Source organism: Actinomadura rifamycini DSM 43936 (genome assembly GCF_000425065.1).
GTDB lineage: Bacteria > Actinomycetota > Actinomycetes > Streptosporangiales > Streptosporangiaceae > Spirillospora > Spirillospora rifamycini.
The window spans coordinates 201,769-222,865 of sequence record NZ_KE384301.1 but is presented as its reverse complement, the minus strand read 5'-3'; the positions used below and the strand labels follow the sequence as shown (position 1 = coordinate 222,865).

Below are 21,097 nucleotides of genomic sequence, written 5' to 3'. Positions count from 1 at the left end.
GCCCCGCCGGCGGGTCAGTCGACGGGGGAGTCGTCGGGGCTGCCCGCGGCGATGTCGGCGAGGACGCCGAGGGCCCGGTCCAGCCCGTCCGGGGGCGGCGACGCCAGCATCAGCCGGACCGCGCGCGGCGCCGCGCCGGCGCCGGCGGCGAACGCCGCGCCGGGCGTGACCGCGATGCCGCGCCGCCCCGCCGCCGCGACGAACGTCTCCGCGCGCCACGGCGCGGGCAGCTCCCACCAGCAGAAGTACGAGCGCGGGTCGGCGCGGACGGTCCCGTTCCCCGCCCGCCCCGCCGCCAGCCGCGCGGCCGCCGTCCGCTGCCGCTCCGCGGCGTCCGCCCGCTTCGCGCGGGCCACGGCGGCGGCCGTCCCGTCGGCGATCCACGCGGCGGCCGCCGCCAGCGCGAACCCGGCCGGGCCCCACGCCCCCGAGCGCAGCGCGCCGGCGACGCGCCCGCGCAGCTCCGGCGGCGCGACCGCGAACCCGACCCCCAGGCCGGGCGCGAGCCGCTTGGCGAGGCCGTCGACGGCGATCGTGCGGGCCGGCGCGAACGCCGCCAGCGGGGGCGGCCCGTCCTCGGCCAGGAACGACCAGACCCGGTCCTCGACGGCGTGGACGCCGGTCCGCTCGAGGACGTCCGCGATCTCCGCCCGCCGCCGCGCGGGCATCGTCGTCCCGGTCGGGTTGTGCAGCGTGGGCTGCAGGAAGACGGCCGCGAACGGGGTCCTGCGGTGCGCGTCGGCGAGCGCGTCCGGGCGCAGCCCGTGCCCGTCCGCCGGGACCGGGACGAGCGCGACGCCGAGCCGCGCGGCGGTCGCCCGGACCACCGGGTAGGTGAGCTCCTCCACCGCGAGCCGCCCGCCCGGCGGGACCAGCGCCGCCACCGCCCCCGCGATGGCCTGCCGGCCGCCCGCGGCGAACAGCACGTCGTCGGGCGCGGGCGTCCAGCCCGGCACGGCCAGCAGGGCCGCCGCCGCCTCCCGGACGTCCGGGGTCCCGGCGACGCGGGCCGGGACGAGCGCCGCTCCGGCCGCCCGCGCCAGCCCCGGCGCCAGCAGCGCGCCCTGCCCGGGCGCCACCGGGTGCCCCACCTCCAGGTCGACCGGCGCGGCGACCGGCTCGCCGAGCGCCGGGGCGGGCGCGGGCCGGGCCGCGCGGACGAACGTGCCGCGCCCGACCTCGCCGACGACCAGGCCGCGCAGCGCCAGCTCCCGGTACACGCGGCTCGCCGTGGACGGCGCGATGCCGCGCTCGCGGGCGAACGCGCGCTGCGGGGGCAGGCGGTCGCCGGGACGCAGCCGTCCGGCCGCGATGTCGGCGGCGACGGTGTCGGCCACACGCCGGTAGTCGTCCATCTGCCCGCCCTCACCCCACATTGCACCGAGATCAATATCCGTATTGTGCCAGATTGCTCCGAGTTTTACGATCGGTGCAACACTCACGGCAGGAGCACCCATTGATCTCGTCCACCGCGGTGGCCGCCATCGCCCTCGTCTCCCTCGGACTGGTCCTCACCCCCGGGCCGAACATGATCTACCTGGTGTCGCGCTCGATCACCCAGGGCCGCCGGGCCGGACTGATCTCCCTCGCGGGCGTCGCCACCGGGTTCGTCGCCTACGTCCTCGCCGCGACCGCCGGGATCACCGCCGTGTTCGGGCTCGTCCCGCCCCTCTACACCGTCCTGAAGGTCGCCGGGGCGCTGTACCTGCTGTGGCTGGCGTGGCAGGCGGTCCGGCCCGGCGGCCGGTCGGCGTTCGAGCCGCGGGAGCTCCCGGCCGACCCGCCGCGCCGGCTGTTCGCCATGGGCCTGGTCACCAACCTGCTCAACCCGAAGATCGCGATCCTGTACATGTCGCTGCTGCCGCAGTTCGTCGAGCCCGAACGCGGGCACGTCGCCCTGCAGAGCCTGCTCCTCGGGCTCGTCCAGATCAGCATCGCGATCACCGTGAACGCCCTCATCATGCTCGGCGCCGGAAGCTTCGCGGCGTTCCTCGCACGGCGCCCCGCCTGGCAGCGCGCCCAGCGGTACCTCCTGGGCTCCGTGCTCGCCGGGCTCGCCCTGCACGTCGGCCTCGACCGCTCCGGCCCCGCCGTCGCCCGCCCGTAGCCGCACCGGCGGAACCGGAGACGGCCGCTTCCGGACGCCCGCCGCGACCCGCTCCGGGCCGTCCTGCGGCGCGGGCGGCGGGGACGGCGCGACGCGCAGCCACCACGGTGGCGTCCAGCAGGATTCCGCGGCCCGGCCCCGTCGCGAAGACCTTCACCTCGATGACCGGCGCGGCGGCCGGCGACGCGAACGCCGGGAACAGGACGAGCGCCGCGCTCGTCACCGGCCGCCCCGTCCGGCCGATCCCCTCGACGACCGCCGCCTCGGTGGACCGGTGCGCCCGCGCGCACGGCGGGCGGGCGGCCGCGGCGGACGTCCCCGCCGGCGGGGACGTCCCGACCGTCGCGCCGCCGATCGGGGAAGGCGGGGAGAAGGACGGGGAAACGGCCGCGGACGTGACCCTTCCGACAAGTTGATCACCCTGGGCGCGAGGACCGCCCCGGGCGCGATACGGTCGTGTCCTGAGGGGAACACGGGGGACGTGGTGGACCGGAGACCCGGCCGGTGCGTCATGACCGGAGGCGTGCCGCGCGGCGGCATGGACCTGCGATCATCGGCGGCGGTAGTTTGGGTCTCGCCGGCCCCGGTTGACCCCTCGGGTCATACCCGCGTAAGTTGCGGCGACCGTCGGTTGCGGCGACCGTGGCGAGCGCGGGCGGTGAGGATGGACCGTGGTCGGGGGCGGGTCCCCGGCGTGGGTTGGTTGAAGGATGCGCGTGACGCGCGCGGCTCCCGCGGCGAGCGGAGGTCCGCGAGCGGCACGCCGAGGTAGGAGGCCGAGCCGATCGATGCCGAGCGTCTACTGCACGCAGTGCGGTCACGCCAACCCGGATGATGCCCGCTTCTGCTCCTACTGCGGCACCCCGCTGACGCGGAACGCGCCGCCCCCTCGCGAGTCGCCCGGCGAGTCCACGTCCACGATCTCCATCGGGGGGATCGAGGCGCTGGACGCCGACACGGGCGCCGAGGAACCGCCCGTCCCGTCCGACCAGATGGGCGTGGACGCGCTGCCTCCCGGCACGGCGCTGCTCGTGGTCAAGCGCGGCCCGAACGCCGGCAGCCGGTTCCTGCTCGACCAGGACCGCACCTCCTGCGGCCGGCACCCCGAGAGCGACATCTTCCTGGACGACGTCACCGTCTCCCGCAAGCACGCCGAGTTCCTCCGCCAGGGCGGGACTTTCTCCGTCCGCGACGTCGGGGCCCTGAACGGCACCTACGTCAACCGGCAGCGGATCGACCACACCGCCCTCGCGGGCGGCGACGAAGTCCAGATCGGCAAGTTCCGGCTGGTCTTCCTCACCAACCCGCAGCACGGCTGACGAGCCGGCGATCCGGAGGCGAACCTGACGCGGCCATGACGGGACCACGATGGGAGGGGCCTTGAACGCGCAACCGGCCAGGTCCCTGATGACGATAGGGGACGTCCTCGGGCTGCTCCGGCCCGAGTTCCCCGACATCACCATCTCCAAGATCAGGTTCCTGGAGTCCGAGGGGCTGATCGAACCGCAGCGCAGCCCCTCGGGCTACCGCAAGTTCGGCGCCGGAGACGTCGAACGCCTCCGCTTCGTCCTCACCGCGCAGCGCGACCACTACATGCCGCTGCGCGCGATCCGGCAGCACCTCGAGGCCCGCGACCGCGGCGAGGCGGTCCCGCCGCTGGGCGCCCGCCGCCCCGAGCCCGACCGGAGCCGCCCCCGCACCCTCGTCGCCGCCGACGCGACCGCCGAGACCGCCGCCGTCCGGCTCACCCGCCGCCAGCTCCTCGACGGCGCCGGGATCGACGAGGCGCTCCTCGGCCGCCTGGAGGAGTACGGGCTGATCCGCCGCCGCGGCGCCCACTACGAGGCGGAGGCCCTCACCGTCGCCCGCGCCGCCGCCGCGCTCGGCGACTACGGTTTCGAGGTGCGGCACCTGCGGGCCGTCAAGGCCGCCGCCGACCGGCAGGCCGGGCTCATCGAGCAGACCGTCGCGCCCCAGCTGCGCCGCCGCAGCCCGGACGCCCACGAGCAGGCCGCCGAGACCGCCCGCGAGATCGCCGCGCTGTCGGTGAAGCTGCACGCCGCCCTGCTGTCGGCGAGCCTCCGGGAAAGCCTCGACCACTGATCACCCGCGCCTCGCAGGATTTTGCCGCCCCCGGGGCGCGGCGTTCCGTCCGAACCTGGGTGTACGTTGGCTACAGGGCTCGGGTTTCGGGCTCGGCGGGACTCGGTCCGGCCGCACGCGGATGATCGAGACAGCGAACGAGCAGGGAGCCGCAGTGAAGCAGATGGAGGTCGTCGGCGTCCGGGTCGAGATGCCCTCCAATCAGCCGATCGTCCTGTTGAAGGAGACGGAGGGCGAGCGGTACCTGCCCATCTGGATCGGGGCCGTCGAGGCCACGGCGATCGCCTTCGCCCAGCAGGGCGTGCTGCCCGCGCGCCCCCTCACCCACGACCTCTTCCGCGACGTCCTCGACGCGCTGAGCGTCCAGCTGAGCACCGTGAACATCACCGCGCTCCGCGAGGGCATCTTCTTCGCCGACCTGGTCTTCTCCAACGGCGTGGAAGTCAGCGCCCGGCCGTCCGACTCCATCGCGCTCGCCCTGCGCACCGGCGCCACGATCTTCGCCAGCGAGGACATCCTCGAAGAGGCCGGCGTGGCCATCCCGGACGAGCAGGAGGACGAGGTCGAGAAGTTCCGCGAGTTCCTCGACACCATCACCCCCGAGGACTTCGGCCGCGCCGGCTGACCCGGCGCCGCGCCTCCCGCGGGCCCGCACGGTCCCGTCGGCGCGCTCCCGCGCGGGGCGGAGGCGCACCGCTGACCCGGGCTTCACGAACCCGCTCAACGATCTTGAAAGACGCGGGGTCGTTTGCGCCGCCGCAGCGGGGTAGGTACGCCTGGGACGGGGGCGCCCGTGGGGAATATCACTCCGCGAGGTATATTCGAGGTCTGACGCCATTGGTCGTACATCGTCCTGGGAGTTGGCGGTTTCCGGGGGGCGTCCGGCGGGGTAGGACCGCAGTGGCGGAAAAGGTGCGCGGTTTGCCCACGTGAAGCCGGTTCATCCGGGCATGCGACGCGCCGACGGCGAACGTTGACCACACCCTGACCGGCACCTACCGTGCTGGTGGAACACCCGTGGTGTAATTCGTCAAACCCCCTTGACGAACCGGCACGGGCTGATAGAAGCCGGAGGTCCGCGTGGCGGTGAGCAGCGGCGAGGGCAAGGCCACCCCCGACAGGCACGTCGCGTCCCGGCGCGCCGGAGAGCAGGGCCTGCTCTTCGACACGCGGGTGTCGGCTCCGCCGGAGGACGTCGGCTACCGCGGCCCGACGGCCTGCTCGGCGGCGGGCATCACCTACCGCCAACTGGACTACTGGGCCCGCACCAAGCTCGTCGAGCCCAGTGTGCGGTCGGCGCACGGATCCGGCAGCCAGCGGCTGTACAGCTTCCGCGACATCCTGGTCCTCAAAGTCGTGAAGCGGCTCCTGGACACGGGCGTGTCGCTGCAGCAGATCCGCACCGCCGTGACCCACCTGCGCGACCGCGGCGTCCAGGACCTCGCGCAGATCACGCTCATGAGCGACGGCGTCAGCGTCTACGAGTGCACCTCGCCCGACGAGGTCGTCGACCTCCTCCAGGGCGGGCAGGGCGTGTTCGGCATAGCGCTGGGACGGGTGTGGCAGGAGGTCGAGGGGAGCCTCGCCGAACTGCCCGCCGAACGGGCCGCCACCAGCGACCGCGACGACCACCCCCACGACGAACTCGCCGACCGGCGGCGCGCCCGCCGCACCGGCTAGCCGCACGTCCCACCGCTCGTCAGGCCGCGGCTAGAGCGACTCCTTGCGCTGGAGGTACGCGAACGCCGCCCAGCCGGGCAGCACCGGCAGCCACAGCGTCAGCAGGCGGTACAGCAGGACGGCCGACGCCGCCGTCTCCGCCCCCAGCCCCGAGATCGTCAGCGCCAGCGTCAGCGCCCCCTCCACCGCGCCGAGGCCCCCGGGCGTCGGCACCGCCGACCCCACCGCGTTCGCCGTCAGGAACACCACCACCACCGTCGTCCACGGCAGCGAACCGCCGAACGCGCGGATCGAGGCGTCCAGGCACAGCACGAAGCCCACCGTCAGCAGCAGCGAGCCGCCGATCCCGGTGAACAGCTTCCGCGGCGACTGCAGGACGTCCACCAGCCGCGGCACCACGCCCGAGAACATGCTGCGCAGCCGGCCGGTGACCACCCGCCGCACCCGCGGGATCGTCATCGCCAGCCCCGCGACCAGCCCGATCAGCAGCACCGCGACCACGACGGTGCGGGACGGCGCCAGGTCCTTCGTCGCCGTGCCCGTCGACCCGGTCAGGAAGCCGAACAGCACCAGCAGCAGGACGTGCACCACCAGCCCGACGAGCTGGGACGCGCCGACGCTCGCCACCGCCGGGCCTGGCCGGACGCCCGACCGCTGCAGGTACCGGGTGTTGACCGCGACCCCGCCGACCGCCGCCGGCGCCACCAGCTTCACGAACGACGCGGCGACCTGCACCAGCACCGTCCGCCACAGGGGGAGCCGTTCGGGGACGAAGCCCATCAGCATGAACGCCGCCGCCAGGTAGGTCAGCGCCGCCCCGCCGAGCGCCACCCCCGCCCACCACCAGGTCGCCTTCGCGACCAGCTGCATCAGGTCGACGCTGCCGAACTGCGGGATCACGATGTAGGCGGCGATCGACAGCGCCACCATGCTGAAGATCGTCCGCGGCCGGAACCGCTCCAGCCGGACGGGCGCGGCCTCCGACTCGGGCTTCAGCCGGGCGATCTCCTCCCGGATGCGCGGCAGCAGCTCCCGGTCCCGCCGCACCGCCTGCCGCGTCGCCCGGGACAGCGCCACCCGCTGCAGCATCGGCACCGCCGCCGCCAGCGCCTCCTCGCCCAGCACCGGCACCGCCGTCCGCACGGCGCGCTCCGGGCCGACCCGCAGCGCCAGGGTCGTGAGCAGCTGCGCGAGGTCGAGCCGCAGCGCCAGGTCGCCCGCCGCGATCTCCCCGGACCACAGGTCGACGAGGTGGGCGGCGCCGTCGTCGCCGACCAGGACCGCGTCCTCCTCCAGGCGGCGGTGCGCCAGCCGGCCCTTCTGCAGCAGCCCGAACTGCCGCCACACGTCCGTCAGCAGCTCGTCGGTGACCTCCTCCGCGGGGACGTCGCGCAGCCGCCGCCCCGGCACGTGCTCGTACGCGAGCAGCGCCGCCTGCGTCCCCACCTCGAGCGTGCCGACCAGGCGCGGGGTGCGGGCGCCCGCCGCGGCGGCGGCGTACGCGGTGAGCGACTCCTGCTCCAGCGACCGGCGCAGCGACCGCAGCGTCCGCCCGGTCGTGGTGCGCCGCAGCCGCAGCATCCGCCACAGCCGGTACGGCAGCCCGGCGGTCTGCTGGTCGCGGTCCAGGACCCGCAGCTCCAGATGCCAGGCCCCGGTGCCCCCGCCGGACGCCGGGGCCGGGTCGGCCCCGGCGGGGGAGGAGGCCAGCAGGACGCCGTAGCGGCGCGCCTCCTCGCCGCCGTCCGCGGGATCGTCGAGCCGCGCCGCCCGCCGCGGGCACAGCCCCAGCCGCTCCAGCGCCGTCACCACCGTCATGCCCGTCGGGCGCGGGTTCGGGGTGCCGACCGCGTACAGGGTGCCGTGCCCGATCGCGCGGCCGAGGAAGTACGTCGCCGCGAGCGCCGACACCGACGCGTAGGCGGCGGTCAGGCCGGTCAGCGCGGCCAGCCCGATCATGGACCAGGTGGCCGTCTGCCAGCGGATCCGCCCGGCCATCCCGACCACGCTGACGAACGCGATCACCGGGGCGATGTCGGTGTGCACGGGGGCCGTGTCGGTGCCGCCCCAGATCAGCGAGTCGAGCACGCCGCCGGGCGCGGCCTGCACGACCAGGTCGTCCAGGGTGATGGTGACGGCGAGCGCGATCATCGCGGCGAGCAGCGCGATGGCGACCCGCATGCCGTCCTTGTGGAACAGCCGCTCGACGGCGAACGCGATCGGCACGGCCAGCACGCCGAAGCTCGACGCCAGGGTGGCCAGCGCCAGCAGCAGCTGGGGCGCGTGGGCGGTGCCCTCGGCGATGTCGGTCTGGATGCCGTGCGTGGTCTGCTGCGCGAACGACACCAGCAGCATGACCGCGGCCAGCCCCGCGCAGGAGACGCCGAACCGGATCGCGTCGGACGGGCGGCGGATGCGGTCCGGTTGCGCGGGCTCGTCGACGGGCACGCCCGCGGACGCGCCCCGCCTCGGGCGCACCGCCTCGTCGTGCGTCCGCGTCACCCGTCCCCGCTCCGGCCGTCCGGCGTGCTGATCGGCGTTCCGGCGATCAGCGTTCCGGTGCTCAGTGTTCCGGTGATCAGCGTCCCAGAACCGGCCGCGCTCGGTCGAGCGGCGGACCCCCGTCCGGCCGTCGCTCCGTCCACCCGTCGCCCCTCGTCGTCCGTCCCGCCGCGTGCCCGGCGGGGCGGTCATATCGTACTGTCCGGGGTACTCGCCGGTACGGCACCGGCGCCGAGGTCACGGCGGTGGAGATCCCGTTCCGGCACCGGGACGATCGCGGGCCGCCGCGGTTGGGTAGGGTTTGTCCCGGACATGCCGTCGACCCTGTGCGGGAGAGACCTCACGCAGCCGGCGTGGGGCGCCGAAGGGGCAACCTCCCCGGAACCTCTCAGGCAAAAGGACCGCTCGGGCGAGGCACCTCTGGAAAGCAGGCGTCGATCCCGGCGGAACGGGAACGGCGGCTCACCGAAGGGGAAACCCCGCGCGCGCGGGTGAAGCTCTCAGGTGCCGATGACAGAGGGGGAGACCGGCCGTCGGCCCGCGCGCCGTCGGTGGACCTGAGCGACCGCAGCTGCCAGGAGGCTCCTCCATGACCGCCCAGTTCTTCGCCCCCGTGGCCGCGCCGCAGCATCCCCGCGCCGCGTTCGCCGACCGGCACATCGGGCCCTCCCAGGCCGACCGCGACCGGATGCTGGCCGCGATCGGCTACTCGGGCGCGGAGGCGCTGATCGACGAGGCGGTCCCCGCCGCGATCCGCACCGGCCGCCCGCTGGACCTGCCGCCCGCGCTGAGCGAGACCGCCGCGCTCGACCGGCTCCGCGAGCTCGCCGCCCGCAACACCGTCCTCACCTCCATGATCGGCCTCGGCTACCACGGGACGACCACGCCGGGCGTGATCATGCGGAACATCCTGGAGAACCCTGGCTGGTACACCGCCTACACCCCGTACCAGCCGGAGATCTCGCAGGGGCGCCTGGAAGCGCTGCTGAACTTCCAGACCGTGGTCGCCGACCTGACCGGGCTGCCGGTCGCGAACGCCTCCATGCTGGACGAGGGCACGGCCGCCGCCGAGGCGATGGCGCTCGCGCACCGCGCGTCCCGGCGCAAGGAGCCCGGGCGGTTCCTCGTGGACGCCGACGCGCTCCCGCAGACGATCGAGGTCGTCCGCACCCGCGCAGTCCCGCTCGGGATCGAGGTGGTGGTCGCCGACGTGTCCGGCGGGCTGCCCGACGGCGACTTCTTCGGCGTGCTGCTGCAGTACCCGGGCGCGTCCGGTGCCGTCCGCGACCTGGCGCCGCTGTCCGCGCGGGCCCGCGAGCGGGGCGCGACGGTCGTCGTCGCCGCCGACCTGCTCGCGCTGACGCTGCTGCGCCCGCCGGGGGAGTCGGGCGCCGACATCGCGGTCGGGTCCGCGCAGCGGTTCGGCGTCCCGTACGGCTTCGGCGGCCCGCACGCCGGGTACATGGCGGTCGCCGACGACCTGCGGCGGCAGCTCCCCGGACGGCTCGTCGGCGTGTCCGTCGACGCCGACGGGTCGCCCGCCTACCGGCTCGCCCTGCAGACCCGCGAGCAGCACATCCGCCGCGAGAAGGCCACCAGCAACATCTGCACCGCCCAGGTGCTCCTCGCGGTGATGGCGAGCATGTACGCCGTCTACCACGGCCCCGAGGGGCTCGCCGCGATCGCGCAGCGCGCGCACCGCCGGGCCGCCGAGCTCGCCGACGGGCTCCGCCGCGGCGGCGTCGAGGTCGTGCACGGCGCGTTCTTCGACACCGTCCTCGCCCGCGTCCCCGGCCGCGCCGCCGAGGTCGTCGCCGCCGCCCGCGGGCGCGGCGTCAACCTGCGGCAGGACGGCCCCGACCGCGTCGGCGTCGCGTGCGACGAGACGACGCTGCCCGAGCACGTCGCCGCCGTCCTCGAGGCGTTCGGCGTCGACGCGGGCGCCGCCGGGGACGCGGACGGCGCCGCCGAGGCGCTCCCCGACGGGCTGCGGCGGGAGAGCCCCTACCTGACGCACCCCGTCTTCCACGCGCACCGCTCCGAGACCGCGATGTTGCGCTACCTGCGCCGCCTCCAGGACAAGGACATCGCCCTCGACCGGTCGATGATCCCGCTCGGCTCCTGCACGATGAAGCTGAACGCGACCGCCGAGATGGAGCCGATCACCTGGCCGGAGTTCGCGAACGTCCACCCGTTCGCGCCGCTGGACCAGGCCGCCGGGTACGTCGAGCTGATCGGGGAGCTGGAGGCGAACCTCGCCGAGATCACCGGCTACGCGAAGGTGTCGGTGCAGCCGAACGCCGGGTCGCAGGGCGAGCTGGCCGGGCTGCTCGCCATCCGCGGCTACCACGCGTCGCGCGGCGAGCGGCACCGCGACGTCTGCCTGATCCCGTCGTCCGCGCACGGCACCAACGCCGCGAGCGCCGTCATGGCGGGGATGCGCGTCGTCGTCGTGAAGTGCGACGAGGGCGGCAACGTCGCCCTGGACGACCTGCACGCCAAGATCGAGAAGCACGGCGACCGGCTCGCCGCGATCATGGTGACGTACCCGTCCACGCACGGCGTGTTCGAGGAGACGATCACCGAGGTGTGCGGGGCCGTGCACGCGGCGGGCGGCCAGGTCTACGTGGACGGCGCCAACCTCAACGCCCTCGTCGGGCTCGCCCGTCCCGGCGAGTTCGGCTCGGACGTCTCGCACCTCAACCTGCACAAGACGTTCTGCATCCCGCACGGCGGCGGCGGGCCGGGCGTCGGCCCGGTCGGCGTCCGCGAGCACCTCGCGCCGTTCCTGCCGAGCCACCCGCTGCGGCCGGAGGCCGGACCGTCCGACACCGGCGTGGGGCCCATCTCGGCGGCGCCGTGGGGATCGGCGGGCATCCTGCCGATCTCGTGGGCGTACATCGCGATGATGGGCCCGGACGGGCTGCGCGCCGCCACCGAGGGCGCGATCATCGCCGCGAACTACCTCGCCGCGCGCCTCGCCCCGCACTACCCCATCCTCTACACGGGCCGGAACGGGCTCGTCGCGCACGAGTGCATCGCCGACCTCCGCAAGATCACCAAGGAGACCGGGATCACCGCGGAGGACGTCGCCAAGCGGCTCATCGACTACGGCTTCCACGCCCCGACCCTGTCGTTCCCGGTCGCCGGCACCCTGATGATCGAGCCGACCGAGAGCGAGGACCTCGCCGAGCTCGACCGGTTCTGCGACGCGATGATCGAGATCCGGCGGGAGATCCAGCGGGTCGCCGACGGCGGCTACGACCGCGACGACAACCCGCTGAAGAACGCGCCGCACACCGCCGCGCAGCTGATCGCCGACGGCTGGAAGCACCCCTACACCCGCGAGGAGGCCGCCTACCCGCTGCCCGCGCTGCGCGAGGGCAAGTACTGGCCGCCGGTCCGCCGCATCGACCAGGCGTACGGCGACCGCAACCTCGTGTGCTCGTGCCCGCCGCCCGAAGCGTTCGAGGACTGACCGTTCGAGGACGGACCGTTCGAGGACGGACCGTTCGAAAGTCGACCGTCCGGGGAGCGGCGGGCGACCCCCTACTTCGGTAGGTGCCGCCCCCGCTCCCGCCGCCGCTACCTTAGGGCCCGTGAACAGGGGAAACCACGGCCGGGCGGCCGCCGTCATGGTCGCCGCGACCGGCGTCCTCGCCGCGCTGACCGTGTGGAGCACGGCCCAGGGCGGCGGGGCCCGCCATCTGCTCGGCCTCGACATCGCGGTCGCCCTGGTGAGCTGCGCGGCGGCGCCCGTCCTGCTGCGGCGGCCGGTCGGCGGCGCGCTCGGGCTGGGCCTGCTGGCGGCCGTGTCGCCGGCGGCGACGCCGGCGGCCACGGCGGGCGCCCTGCAGGCCGCGCGGTGCCGCCGGTTCCCGGTGGCCGCCGCGGTGGCCGGGGCCGGCGTCGCGGCGCACGCGGTCCAGGGGCTGTGGCGGCTCAGCGCGGGCATCTCCCTCGGCTGGTGGCTCGCGCTGATCGTCGTCGCGTACGGCGCGCTGGCCGGGTGGGGGGCCCTCCTCCGGGCGCGCGCGGCGCTCATCGCCTCGCTGCACGAGCGCGCCCGCCGCGCCGAGGCCGAGCAGGGCCGCCGGGTCGCCGAGGCGCGGATGCTCGAGCGGACGCGGATGGCCCGGGAGATGCACGACGTCCTGGCGCACCGGCTGTCGCTGCTCGCCACCTACGCGGGCGCGCTGGAGTACCGCCCGGACGCCCCGCCCGAGCGGCTCGCGCACGCCGCGGGCGTCGTCCGCACCGGGGTGCACCAGGCGCTGGAGGAGCTCCGCGAGGTCATCGGCGTGCTGCGCGACGAGGACCGCGACCACGGCGACCGGCCGCAGCCCGTCCTGACCGACGTGCCGCGCCTGGTGGAGGAGTCCCGGGACGCGGGCGCGACCGTCACGCTGCGCGACGAGGTCGACGCGCCGGACGCCCTGCCGCCGGCCGCGGGCCGCGCCGCCTACCGCGTCCTGCAGGAGGCGCTCACCAACGCCCGCAAGCACGCGGCCGGGCTGCCCGTCCGGGTGGCCCTGGAGGGACGGCCCGGCACCGAACTGGTGATCGACGTCCGCAACCCGCTGCCGCCGGACGGCGCCCCGGCGCTCGTCGCCGGCTCCGGGACCGGGCTCGTCGGGCTCACCGAGCGGGTCCGGCTGGCGGGCGGGCGGCTCGACCACGAGGCCGCGTCGGGGGAGTTCCGGCTGCGCGCACGGCTACCATGGCCCGCGTGACCCGGCAGGTGCGCGTACTCATCGTCGACGACGACCCGATGGTCCGCGCCGGGCTCACGATGATGCTCGACGGCGCCGAGGGCATCGCCGTCGTCGCGGAGGCCGCCGACGGCGACGAGGTCCCCGCCGCCGCCGACGCGCACGCCCCCGACGTGGTGCTGATGGACCTGCGGATGCCGCGGGTGGACGGCATCACCGCCACCCGGCGGCTGCGGAGCCGCGCCGCCCCGCCCGAGGTCGCGGTCCTCACCACCTTCGACAGCGACGAGAACATCCTGCGGGCGCTGCGCGCCGGCGCCGCCGGGTTCCTGCTGAAGGACACGCCGCCCGAGTCGCTCGTCCAGGCCGTGCACCGGGTCGCGGCCGGGGACCCGATCCTGTCCCCGCAGGTCACCCGGCGGCTGATGGAGCGCGCGGTGGTCCAGGCGGGGGCGTTCGAGCGGGCCCGCACCGCGCTGGAGGTCCTCACGCCCCGCGAACGCGACGTGGTCGTCGCCGTCGCCCGGGGGCGGTCCAACGCCGAGATCGCCGCCGAGCTGTTCGTGAGCCTGGCCACGGTGAAGGCGCACGTCTCGACCGTCCTCGACAAGCTCGGTTTCGACAACCGGACGCAGATCGCGCTGCTCGCCCACGACGCCGGGCTCGCCTGAGCCGCGGCGGGGCCGGCGGCATCGGGGCAAGGCCCCAGAAGTCGCCGCAAAAGGTGATGGGTGTCGCCACGGGACGCGGCGCCGCCGGATCGCTAGGCTCGGTGCCGACCCCGACCCCCAGAGGGCAGAAGACCGATGAGCGAGTCCCCGGATCCCGTACCCGCGGCCACCGAGCGCGCCGTGCCCGACGAGCACGGGCCGGACCCGGCCCGGCTGTGCGACCAGGCCCGCGACCTCGCCGAGCGCGGCGAGTCCGCGCGCGCCGCGGCCCTGTTCGACGAGGTGCTCGCCCTCGGCGACACCCCGTACCGGGCGCAGGCGGCGCTCGGGCTCGCGGTCGTCCTCGACGACGCCGGGGACACCGGGCGCGCGCGGGAGGCCGACCGGGCCGCCATCGCCACCGGCGACCCCGAGTACGGCCCGCGCGCCGCCTACCACCTGGCGCTCACCTACGAGCGGGCCGGGGAGCACGACCTCGCGGCGCCCGCCTGGCGCGTCGTCGTCGACTTCGGCAACCCCGCCTACCTGCCGCCCGCGCACCTCGCGCTCGCCCGGCTCGCCGACGACGCCGGCGACTTCGACGCCGCCCGCGGCCACTGGGAGGCCGTGCTGGCCACCGGCGACCCCGAGCACGGGCCGCCCGCCGCGCACGACCTCGCCCAGCGGCACCTCGAGCGCGGCGACCCCGTCCGCGCGCAGCGCGTCCTGACCGCCGGGCTCAAGCTGATCGACCGGGCCGCCGCGCCGTACGCGCACGCGCGGCTCGCCGTCACCCTCGGCATCGCCTGCCTCGACCAGGCCGTCGCCGCATTCGGCGCGGCCCTCGGCGACCCGGGGGAGCCCGCCGACCCCGAGGCCGGCCCGCTCGCCACCGAGCTGCTCGCCCGCACCCTGCCGCTGCGCGGCAGGGACGCCGAGGCCCGCGAGGTGTGGCGGCGCGGCCTGGCCGACCCGGGGACGGCCCCGCAGGTGCGGGCCCGGCTCCGCCGCGACTTCGGCGGCGACGACGAGGACGCCGACCCCGCCGACCTGTGGTGGGAGCCCGTCGTGGAGCAGGCCGTCACCGACGGGACGCTCCCGGCCCTCACCGGCGAGGCGTTCGGCGCCCTCGACCACATGTACGCGCTGCTCGCCGCCCGGCGGGCGGGCGACCCGCCCGGGCACCGTCCGGGCGAGGCCCGCGAGGCGATCGGCCGCGCCATGGACGTCCCGGCCGGCTACCCGTGGGGCCCGCTGCTGGAGGAGAGCTTCGCCGAGCGCCTCCGCCTGGCCGCCGACCCGGCCGACCCGGTCGACCGCTGACCCCGGCGCGGCGCCGCGGCGCGCCGCGCTCCCGGCGTGCGTTCCGGTGGCGGGGGTGTTCGAACACGTGTACGGTCTGATGGTGCCGTCCGCTCCCTGCGGGACGGGCGGGGGACTCGAGGAAATGCGGCGGCGACCAGCGCTGTTATGGATTCCGGGGACGATGCGTCCTCCCACTCCGCATCGCCGCGCCCAGAAGGGGAACCGGGAAACACCGTGCATGACCGACTCATCGTGCGTGGAGCGCGCGAGCACAACCTGAAGGACGTCTCGCTCGACCTCCCGCGGGACTCCATGATCGTGTTCACCGGTCTGTCGGGTTCCGGGAAGTCGAGCCTGGCGTTCGACACGATCTTCGCCGAGGGCCAGCGCAGGTACGTCGAGTCGCTGTCGGCGTACGCGCGCCAGTTCCTCGGGCAGATGGACAAGCCGGACGTCGACTTCATCGAGGGCCTGTCGCCCGCCGTGTCGATCGACCAGAAGTCGACCAGCAAGAACCCGCGGTCGACGGTCGGGACGATCACCGAGGTCTACGACTACCTGCGCCTGCTGTACGCGCGCATCGGCCACCCCCACTGTCCCGAGTGCGGGCGGCCGATCAGCAGGCAGGCGCCGCAGCAGATCGTGGACCGGGTGCTCGAGATGGAGGAGGGCACCCGGTTCCAGGTGCTGGCCCCAGTCATCCGCGGCCGCAAGGGCGAGTACGTCGAGCTGTTCCGCGAGCTGCAGTCGAAGGGCTTCTCCCGGGCGCTGGTGGACGGCGCGATGGTGCGGCTGGACGAGCCGCCGAAGCTCAAGAAGCAGGAGAAGCACGACATCTCCGTCGTGGTGGACCGCCTCTCCGTCAAGCCCTCCGCCCGGCAGCGCCTCGCCGACTCGGTGGAGACGGCCCTCGGCCTCGCCGGCGGCACGATCTTCCTCGACTTCGTCGACCTGCCCGAGGACGACGAGCAGCGCACCCGGATGTTCTCCGAGCACCTGTACTGCCCGTACGACGACCTGTCGTTCGAGGAACTCGAGCCGCGGTCGTTCTCGTTCAACTCGCCCTACGGCGCCTGCCCCGACTGCACCGGCCTCGGGACCCGCATGGAGGTCGACCCCGAACTGGTGATCCCCGACGCCGAGCTGACGCTCGGCGAGGGGGCCGTCCAGCCGTGGTCCGGCGGGCACGTCAGCGACTACTTCCTGCGCCTGCTCTCGGCCCTCGGCGACGCCATGGGCTTCGACCTCAACACCCCCTGGGGCGAGCTGCCCGCCAAGGCGCGCAAAGCCGTCCTGAACGGCCACGAGACCCAGGTCCACGTCCGCTACAAGAACCGGTACGGGCGGACGCGCTCGTACTACACGGCGTTCGAGGGCGTGATCCCCTACATCCAGCGCCGGCACGCCGAGTCCGAGAGCGACTACAGCCGCGACAAGTTCGAGGGCTACATGCGGGAGATCCCGTGCCCGACCTGCAAGGGCGCGCGGCTCAAGCCCGAGATCCTGGCCGTCACCATGGGCGGCATGTCGATCGCCGAGGTGGCCGCGCTGCCCATCGGCGAGTGCGCCAAGTTCCTGCTCGCGATGGAGCTGAACGACCGCGAGAAGCAGATCGCCGAGCGGGTGCTCAAGGAGATCAACGCCCGGCTCGGGTTCCTCCTCGACGTCGGCCTCGACTACCTCACGCTCGACCGGGCGTCCGCGACGCTCGCGGGCGGCGAGGCGCAGCGGATCCGGCTGGCGACGCAGATCGGCTCCGGCCTCGTCGGCGTCCTGTACGTGCTGGACGAGCCGTCCATCGGCCTCCACCAGCGCGACAACCACCGGCTGCTCGAGACGCTCCTGCGGCTGCGCGACATGGGCAACACGCTGATCGTCGTCGAGCACGACGAGGACACGATCGCCGCGGCCGACTGGGTCGTCGACATCGGCCCCCGCGCGGGGGAGCACGGCGGCGAGATCGTCGTGTCCGGCACGGTGGACGAGCTGCTGCGGTCGGAGAAGTCGCTGACCGGCGCGTACCTGTCGGGCCGCCGGGCGATCGCCGTCCCGGAGATCCGCCGGCCCCGCACCAAGGGCCGCGAGATCACCGTCAAGGGCGCCCAGCAGAACAACCTGCAGAACGTCGACGTGGCGTTCCCCCTCGGCGTCCTCACGGTGGTGACGGGCGTGTCCGGGTCGGGCAAGTCCACGCTGGTCAACGACATCCTCTACAACGCGCTCGCCAAGAAGGTGAACGGCGCCAAGACCGTCCCCGGCAAGCACCGCCGGGTGAACGGCATGGACCAGCTCGACAAGGTCGTGCACGTCGACCAGTCGCCGATCGGGCGCACCCCGCGCTCCAACCCGGCGACCTACACCGGCGTGTTCGACCACATCCGCAAGCTGTTCGCGCAGACGACCGAGGCGAAGGTCCGCGGGTACCAGCCGGGCCGCTTCTCCTTCAACGTCAAGGGCGGCCGCTGCGAGAACTGCTCCGGCGACGGCACCATCAAGATCGAGATGAACTTCCTGCCGGACGTCTACGTCCCGTGCGAGGTGTGCCACGGCGCCCGCTACAACCGCGAGACGCTCGAGGTCCACTACAAGGGCAAGACGATCTCCGAGGTGCTCGACATGCCGATCGAGCAGGCCACCGCGTTCTTCGAGCCGATCAGCGCGATCCACCGGCACCTGAAGACGCTCAACGACGTCGGCCTCGGCTACGTCCGGCTCGGCCAGCCCGCGCCGACCCTGTCGGGCGGCGAGGCGCAGCGGGTCAAGCTCGCGGCCGAGCTGCAGAAGCGCTCCACCGGCCGGACCGTCTACGTGCTGGACGAGCCGACGACCGGCCTGCACTTCGAGGACATCAACAAGCTCCTCGGCGTCCTCAACGGCCTCGTCGACAAGGGCAACTCGGTCATCGTCATCGAGCACAACCTCGACGTGATCAAGACCGCCGACTGGATCATCGACATGGGACCCGAGGGCGGCTCCCGCGGCGGCACGGTCGTCGCCCAGGGCACGCCCGAGGACGTCGCGAAGGTGGAGGGCAGCCACACCGGCCAGTTCCTCGCCAAGCTCCTCGGCTGACCCGCCCGGCGCCCCGCCTCCGGCCCCCGTCCGTGTCCCGCTCGGCGCGCTCGCCGGGCGGGGGCGGCGCGGTGCGCACGCCCCGAGGACGGGGGTCGGTGCGGGGTTCCGGGGGGTGTCCGCCAGGATTGGGGACATGAGCAACGAAGAGACGCCCGGAGCCGCGTGCGAGGCCGCGCGGGCCGCCGGGAGCGGGGGTATCGGGCGGCGCGCGGTGCTGTGCGGCGCGGGCGCCGCCGGTGCCACGGCCGTGCTCGCGGGCTGCGGGTCCGGCGGGGAGACGAAGTCGGCGGAAGAGCTCAAAGGGCAGGAGATCGCGAAGGTCTCGGAGATCCCGGTGGGCGGCGGCAAGACGTTCGGCGACACCAAGCTCGTGGTGACGCAGCCCGAGGAGGGGCGGTTCAAGGCGTTCACCGCCGTCTGCACCCACCAGGGGTGCACGGTCGGGCGCGTGGCGGACGGTCTGATCAACTGCGCGTGCCACGGCAGCGAGTTCAAGATCACTGATGGGTCGGTGCAGAAGGGCCCCGCCGACCAGCCCCTCAAGGAGTACCCCGTCCAGGTCCGCGGCGACGGGATCGTCATCGTCGCCTGATTGATGTTCGGATGTGAACCATCCGGCGTCCGGCCCCGTGCTCTCCGGTGAACGAACCACAAGCACCGGAGGGCTCGACATGGCACAGGAGACGACCGAACACACGCGCCGGACGCTGCTCGTCGGCGCGGGCCTCGCGGGCGTCGCCGGTCTCGCGGCGGCGTGCGGCGGGGACGACGAGCCGGCGGGCGGGTCCGGCGAGGCAGGCGGGTCCGGCGACGCCGGCGGCGGCGCCACCGGCGGCGGGACGGGCGGCGGGCAGGCGCTCGCCACGACCGCGGAGATCCCGGTCGGCGGCGGGAAGGTGTTCGAGGACGCGAAGGTCGTCGTGTGCCAGCCCGCGCAGGGCGAGTTCACGGCGTTCTCGGCGGAGTGCACCCACAAGGGGTGCAGCGTGAAGTCCGTGTCCGACGGGGCGATCGTCTGTCCCTGCCACAACAGCAGGTTCAGCATCACCGACGGGTCGGTGGTGCAGCCGCCCGCGGAGAAGCCGCTGCCCCGCAGGAACGTGACCGTCCAGGGAGAGAACATCACCCTGGCCTGAGCACGCCCGACGCGCGCACCGGGCCGTCCTACTCCCGGACGGCCCGGTCGCCGCCTCTCTTCCGCACCCACCGCCGGACGGTGCCGCGGTGGAGGAGCAGGCCGACCGCCACCAGCACCGCCGCGGCGAGCGCCGGGAGCAGGTGGTCGAGCGGCCGCGGATCCGGGGTGGCGAAACCGCCGGCCTCCAGCAGCCGTTCGGTCTCCGTGCCGGAGCCGCCGTCCCGAAGCGCCGACAAGGACTGCCAGAGGGCGTAGACCAGGAACACCGTCCCGGGCAAGACCAGCATCATCTTGAGGTAGCGGATCGCCGCGGACCCGCCCTCCCACACGCGCCAGAACCAGACGAGGAGAGCCGCCGTCCAGCCCACGACGTAGAAGAACGTGATGTTCGGGTCGTCCTCGCCGCCCAGGCCCGACAGCGCCCGGCCGATGAAGAGGACCCAGACCACGCCCACCGCCGCCAGGGCGGCGACCACCTCCCAAGGACGCCCGCGCATACACGCCTCCGATACCGCCGATGCCACCGGTTACGACGGGGCGCGGCGGCGGAGGGTTCCGGCTCGGCCGCGCCGTGACGGCGGCCGCGCCGTCAGGCGCCGCGCACGGGGCCGTTGGCGCGGCCGCCCTCGGACGGGCGGGAGGCGTCGGCCCGGGCCGACGCGGCCGGTGCGCCCGGCTCGCTCTGCCCGGTCTGCAGTGGCGCGTCCGGCGCGTCGGTGCGGAAGCGGGGGAGCGCGTCCGGATGGTGCGTGCGCACGTAGGAGATCAGGTGCTCCCGGACGTCGCAGCGGAGGTCCCACGTGGCGGACGAGTCCGCGGCGGTCATGATCGCGCGCAGCTTCACCAGGCCGTTCGGGAGGACGTCGGTGGCCTGCAAGGCCCAGTCGCGGCCGTCCCACAGCCGGTGCCCGCGCAGGTACGCGTGCAGCGACTCGCGCAGCTCGTCCAGCGGGACCGACCAGTCGACGGCCAGCTCCACCGAGCCGTACAGGCGGGTGGAGTGCCGGGTCCAGTTCTCGAACGGCTGCTCGGTGAAGTACGACACCGGGAAGATCATCCGGCGGTCGTCCCACAGCCGCACCACCACGTAGGAGAGCGTCAGCTCCTCGACGCGCCCCCATTGGCCGTCGGCGACCACGACGTCGTCCAGCCGCAGCGCGTCGCCGAACGCCAGCTGCAGGCCCGCGAGCAGGTTGCCCACGGCCGGCTTGGCGGCGATGCCGACGACGACGCCCGCGAGGCCCGCGGACGCCAGCACCCCGGCGCCGATCGCGCGGACGGCGGGGAAGGTGAACAGCGCGGCGCCGACCGCGAGCACGATCAGGACGACGGCCCCGATGCGGCGCAGCAGCAGCATCTGGGTGCGGGTCCGCCGGGCCCGCCGGTTGCGGTCGCCGCCGACCTCCATGAGGCGGTCCAGCGGCGGGTCGGTCAGCGCGTAGATGATGCGGAGCACCAGCCAGGCGGTCGCGCCGATCACCGCGATGCGCAGCGCGTGCGCCACGACCTGCTGGCCGCCGTCCCACAAATGCTCGTACGGCATCGCGCCGCCGAGGCTCGCGACCACCGCGAACACGAACGCCGGCGCCGCGCAGCGGCGGGCGACGTTGCCGGCCGCCGGCCAGCGCGCGGACAGCCGCCCGGCCAGCAGCCGCCGCACGGCCTCCACGACGACGACGCAGACGGCGACGGCGGTGGCCAGCACGATCCAGGCCCAGAAAGCGGACACGGTCGCTTCGACCCCCTCGGAGAGCACGAAAAGAGCAGTTCAACGATACTTTCCGATGGCTTTGCCGATATACGCGTGTGCCGCCGAGATCTCGGT

Annotated in this window: 17 protein-coding genes and 2 riboswitches; of the genes, 13 read left to right on the top strand and 4 right to left on the bottom strand. The window is 74.6% G+C overall.

Features of this window, described 5'->3' with window-relative positions; translation table 11 throughout:
- Positions 1 to 14: 14 nt before the first annotated feature.
- Positions 15 to 1,355 (bottom strand): aminotransferase-like domain-containing protein, encoded by a 1,341-nt coding sequence (locus H505_RS0137815; RefSeq protein ID WP_026406120.1) that lies wholly within the window; start codon positions 1,353 to 1,355, stop codon positions 15 to 17.
- A 101-nt stretch (positions 1,356 to 1,456) separates the two neighbouring features.
- On the opposite strand from H505_RS0137815, the gene H505_RS0137810 reads away from it, so the two are divergent.
- The 6 genes from H505_RS0137810 to H505_RS0137785 all read left to right on the top strand — a co-directional run bounded on the left by H505_RS0137810 (position 1,457) and on the right by H505_RS0137785 (position 5,890).
- The gene (locus H505_RS0137810; protein WP_026406119.1) at positions 1,457 to 2,107 is read left to right on the top strand and encodes a LysE family translocator; all 651 of its coding nucleotides are present in this window, start codon (positions 1,457 to 1,459) and stop codon (positions 2,105 to 2,107) included.
- 161 nt (positions 2,108 to 2,268) lie between these two features.
- Positions 2,269 to 2,523 carry a hypothetical protein gene (locus tag H505_RS0137805; RefSeq protein ID WP_157433275.1) on the top strand — a complete coding sequence of 85 codons (255 nt, stop codon included), beginning with the start codon at positions 2,269 to 2,271 and terminating at the stop codon, positions 2,521 to 2,523.
- 372 nt (positions 2,524 to 2,895) lie between these two features.
- Positions 2,896 to 3,426 carry an FHA domain-containing protein gene (locus H505_RS0137800; RefSeq protein ID WP_026406117.1) on the top strand — a complete coding sequence of 177 codons (531 nt, stop codon included), beginning with the start codon at positions 2,896 to 2,898 and terminating at the stop codon, positions 3,424 to 3,426.
- Between the two features lie 88 nt (positions 3,427 to 3,514).
- Complete coding sequence (gene ftsR / locus H505_RS0137795; RefSeq protein ID WP_233617458.1) at positions 3,515 to 4,210, top strand: transcriptional regulator FtsR; 696 nt, start codon at positions 3,515 to 3,517, stop codon at positions 4,208 to 4,210.
- A 154-nt stretch (positions 4,211 to 4,364) separates the two neighbouring features.
- On the top strand, positions 4,365 to 4,835 hold the full coding sequence (locus H505_RS0137790) for a bifunctional nuclease family protein (RefSeq protein ID WP_026406115.1): 471 nt from the start codon (positions 4,365 to 4,367) through the stop codon (positions 4,833 to 4,835).
- A 455-nt stretch (positions 4,836 to 5,290) separates the two neighbouring features.
- Entirely contained in the window at positions 5,291 to 5,890 is a 600-nt protein-coding gene (locus H505_RS0137785; RefSeq protein ID WP_026406114.1) for a MerR family transcriptional regulator, read from the top strand.
- Between the two features lie 30 nt (positions 5,891 to 5,920).
- Here the strand turns inward: H505_RS0137785 and H505_RS0137780 are convergent, their stop codons facing one another.
- On the bottom strand, positions 5,921 to 8,392 hold the full coding sequence (locus tag H505_RS0137780) for a lysylphosphatidylglycerol synthase transmembrane domain-containing protein (protein WP_026406113.1): 2,472 nt from the start codon (positions 8,390 to 8,392) through the stop codon (positions 5,921 to 5,923).
- A gap of 319 nt (positions 8,393 to 8,711) precedes the next feature.
- Positions 8,712 to 8,806: riboswitch (glycine riboswitch) on the top strand.
- Positions 8,807 to 8,919: riboswitch (glycine riboswitch) on the top strand.
- A gap of 62 nt (positions 8,920 to 8,981) precedes the next feature.
- Between H505_RS0137780 and gcvP the strand changes: the two genes are divergently transcribed.
- The 7 genes from gcvP (at position 8,982) to H505_RS0137745 (ending at position 19,270) form a co-directional block, all read left to right on the top strand.
- Positions 8,982 to 11,870 carry an aminomethyl-transferring glycine dehydrogenase gene (gcvP, locus tag H505_RS0137775; protein ID WP_026406112.1) on the top strand — a complete coding sequence of 963 codons (2,889 nt, stop codon included), beginning with the start codon at positions 8,982 to 8,984 and terminating at the stop codon, positions 11,868 to 11,870.
- Positions 11,871 to 11,991: 121 nt separating this feature from the next.
- A complete protein-coding gene (locus H505_RS0137770) occupies positions 11,992 to 13,125 on the top strand; it encodes a sensor histidine kinase (protein ID WP_026406111.1) in 1,134 nt (377 codons plus the stop codon).
- Positions 13,113 to 13,775 carry a response regulator gene (locus H505_RS0137765; protein WP_026406110.1) on the top strand — a complete coding sequence of 221 codons (663 nt, stop codon included), beginning with the start codon at positions 13,113 to 13,115 and terminating at the stop codon, positions 13,773 to 13,775. Before H505_RS0137770 ends, H505_RS0137765 begins: the two co-directional genes overlap by 13 nt.
- Positions 13,776 to 13,910: 135 nt before the next feature.
- Positions 13,911 to 15,077 carry a tetratricopeptide repeat protein gene (locus H505_RS0137760; protein WP_084551276.1) on the top strand — a complete coding sequence of 389 codons (1,167 nt, stop codon included), beginning with the start codon at positions 13,911 to 13,913 and terminating at the stop codon, positions 15,075 to 15,077.
- Positions 15,078 to 15,293: 216 nt separating this feature from the next.
- Complete coding sequence (gene uvrA, locus H505_RS0137755) at positions 15,294 to 18,131, top strand: excinuclease ABC subunit UvrA (protein WP_026406108.1); 2,838 nt, start codon at positions 15,294 to 15,296, stop codon at positions 18,129 to 18,131.
- Positions 18,132 to 18,267: 136 nt separating this feature from the next.
- Positions 18,268 to 18,726 (top strand): Rieske (2Fe-2S) protein, encoded by a 459-nt coding sequence (locus H505_RS0137750; protein WP_026406107.1) that lies wholly within the window; start codon positions 18,268 to 18,270, stop codon positions 18,724 to 18,726.
- A 79-nt stretch (positions 18,727 to 18,805) separates the two neighbouring features.
- Positions 18,806 to 19,270, top strand: a complete 465-nt coding sequence (locus H505_RS0137745) for a Rieske (2Fe-2S) protein (protein WP_026406106.1) — start codon at positions 18,806 to 18,808, stop codon at positions 19,268 to 19,270.
- A 28-nt stretch (positions 19,271 to 19,298) separates the two neighbouring features.
- Here H505_RS0137745 and H505_RS0137740 read toward each other — a convergent pair whose 3' ends face one another.
- Positions 19,299 to 19,769, bottom strand: a complete 471-nt coding sequence (locus H505_RS0137740; protein WP_157433274.1) for a hypothetical protein — start codon at positions 19,767 to 19,769, stop codon at positions 19,299 to 19,301.
- A 92-nt stretch (positions 19,770 to 19,861) separates the two neighbouring features.
- On the bottom strand, positions 19,862 to 21,001 hold the full coding sequence (locus H505_RS46895) for a mechanosensitive ion channel family protein (RefSeq protein ID WP_034521996.1): 1,140 nt from the start codon (positions 20,999 to 21,001) through the stop codon (positions 19,862 to 19,864).
- Positions 21,002 to 21,097 lie beyond the last annotated feature (96 nt).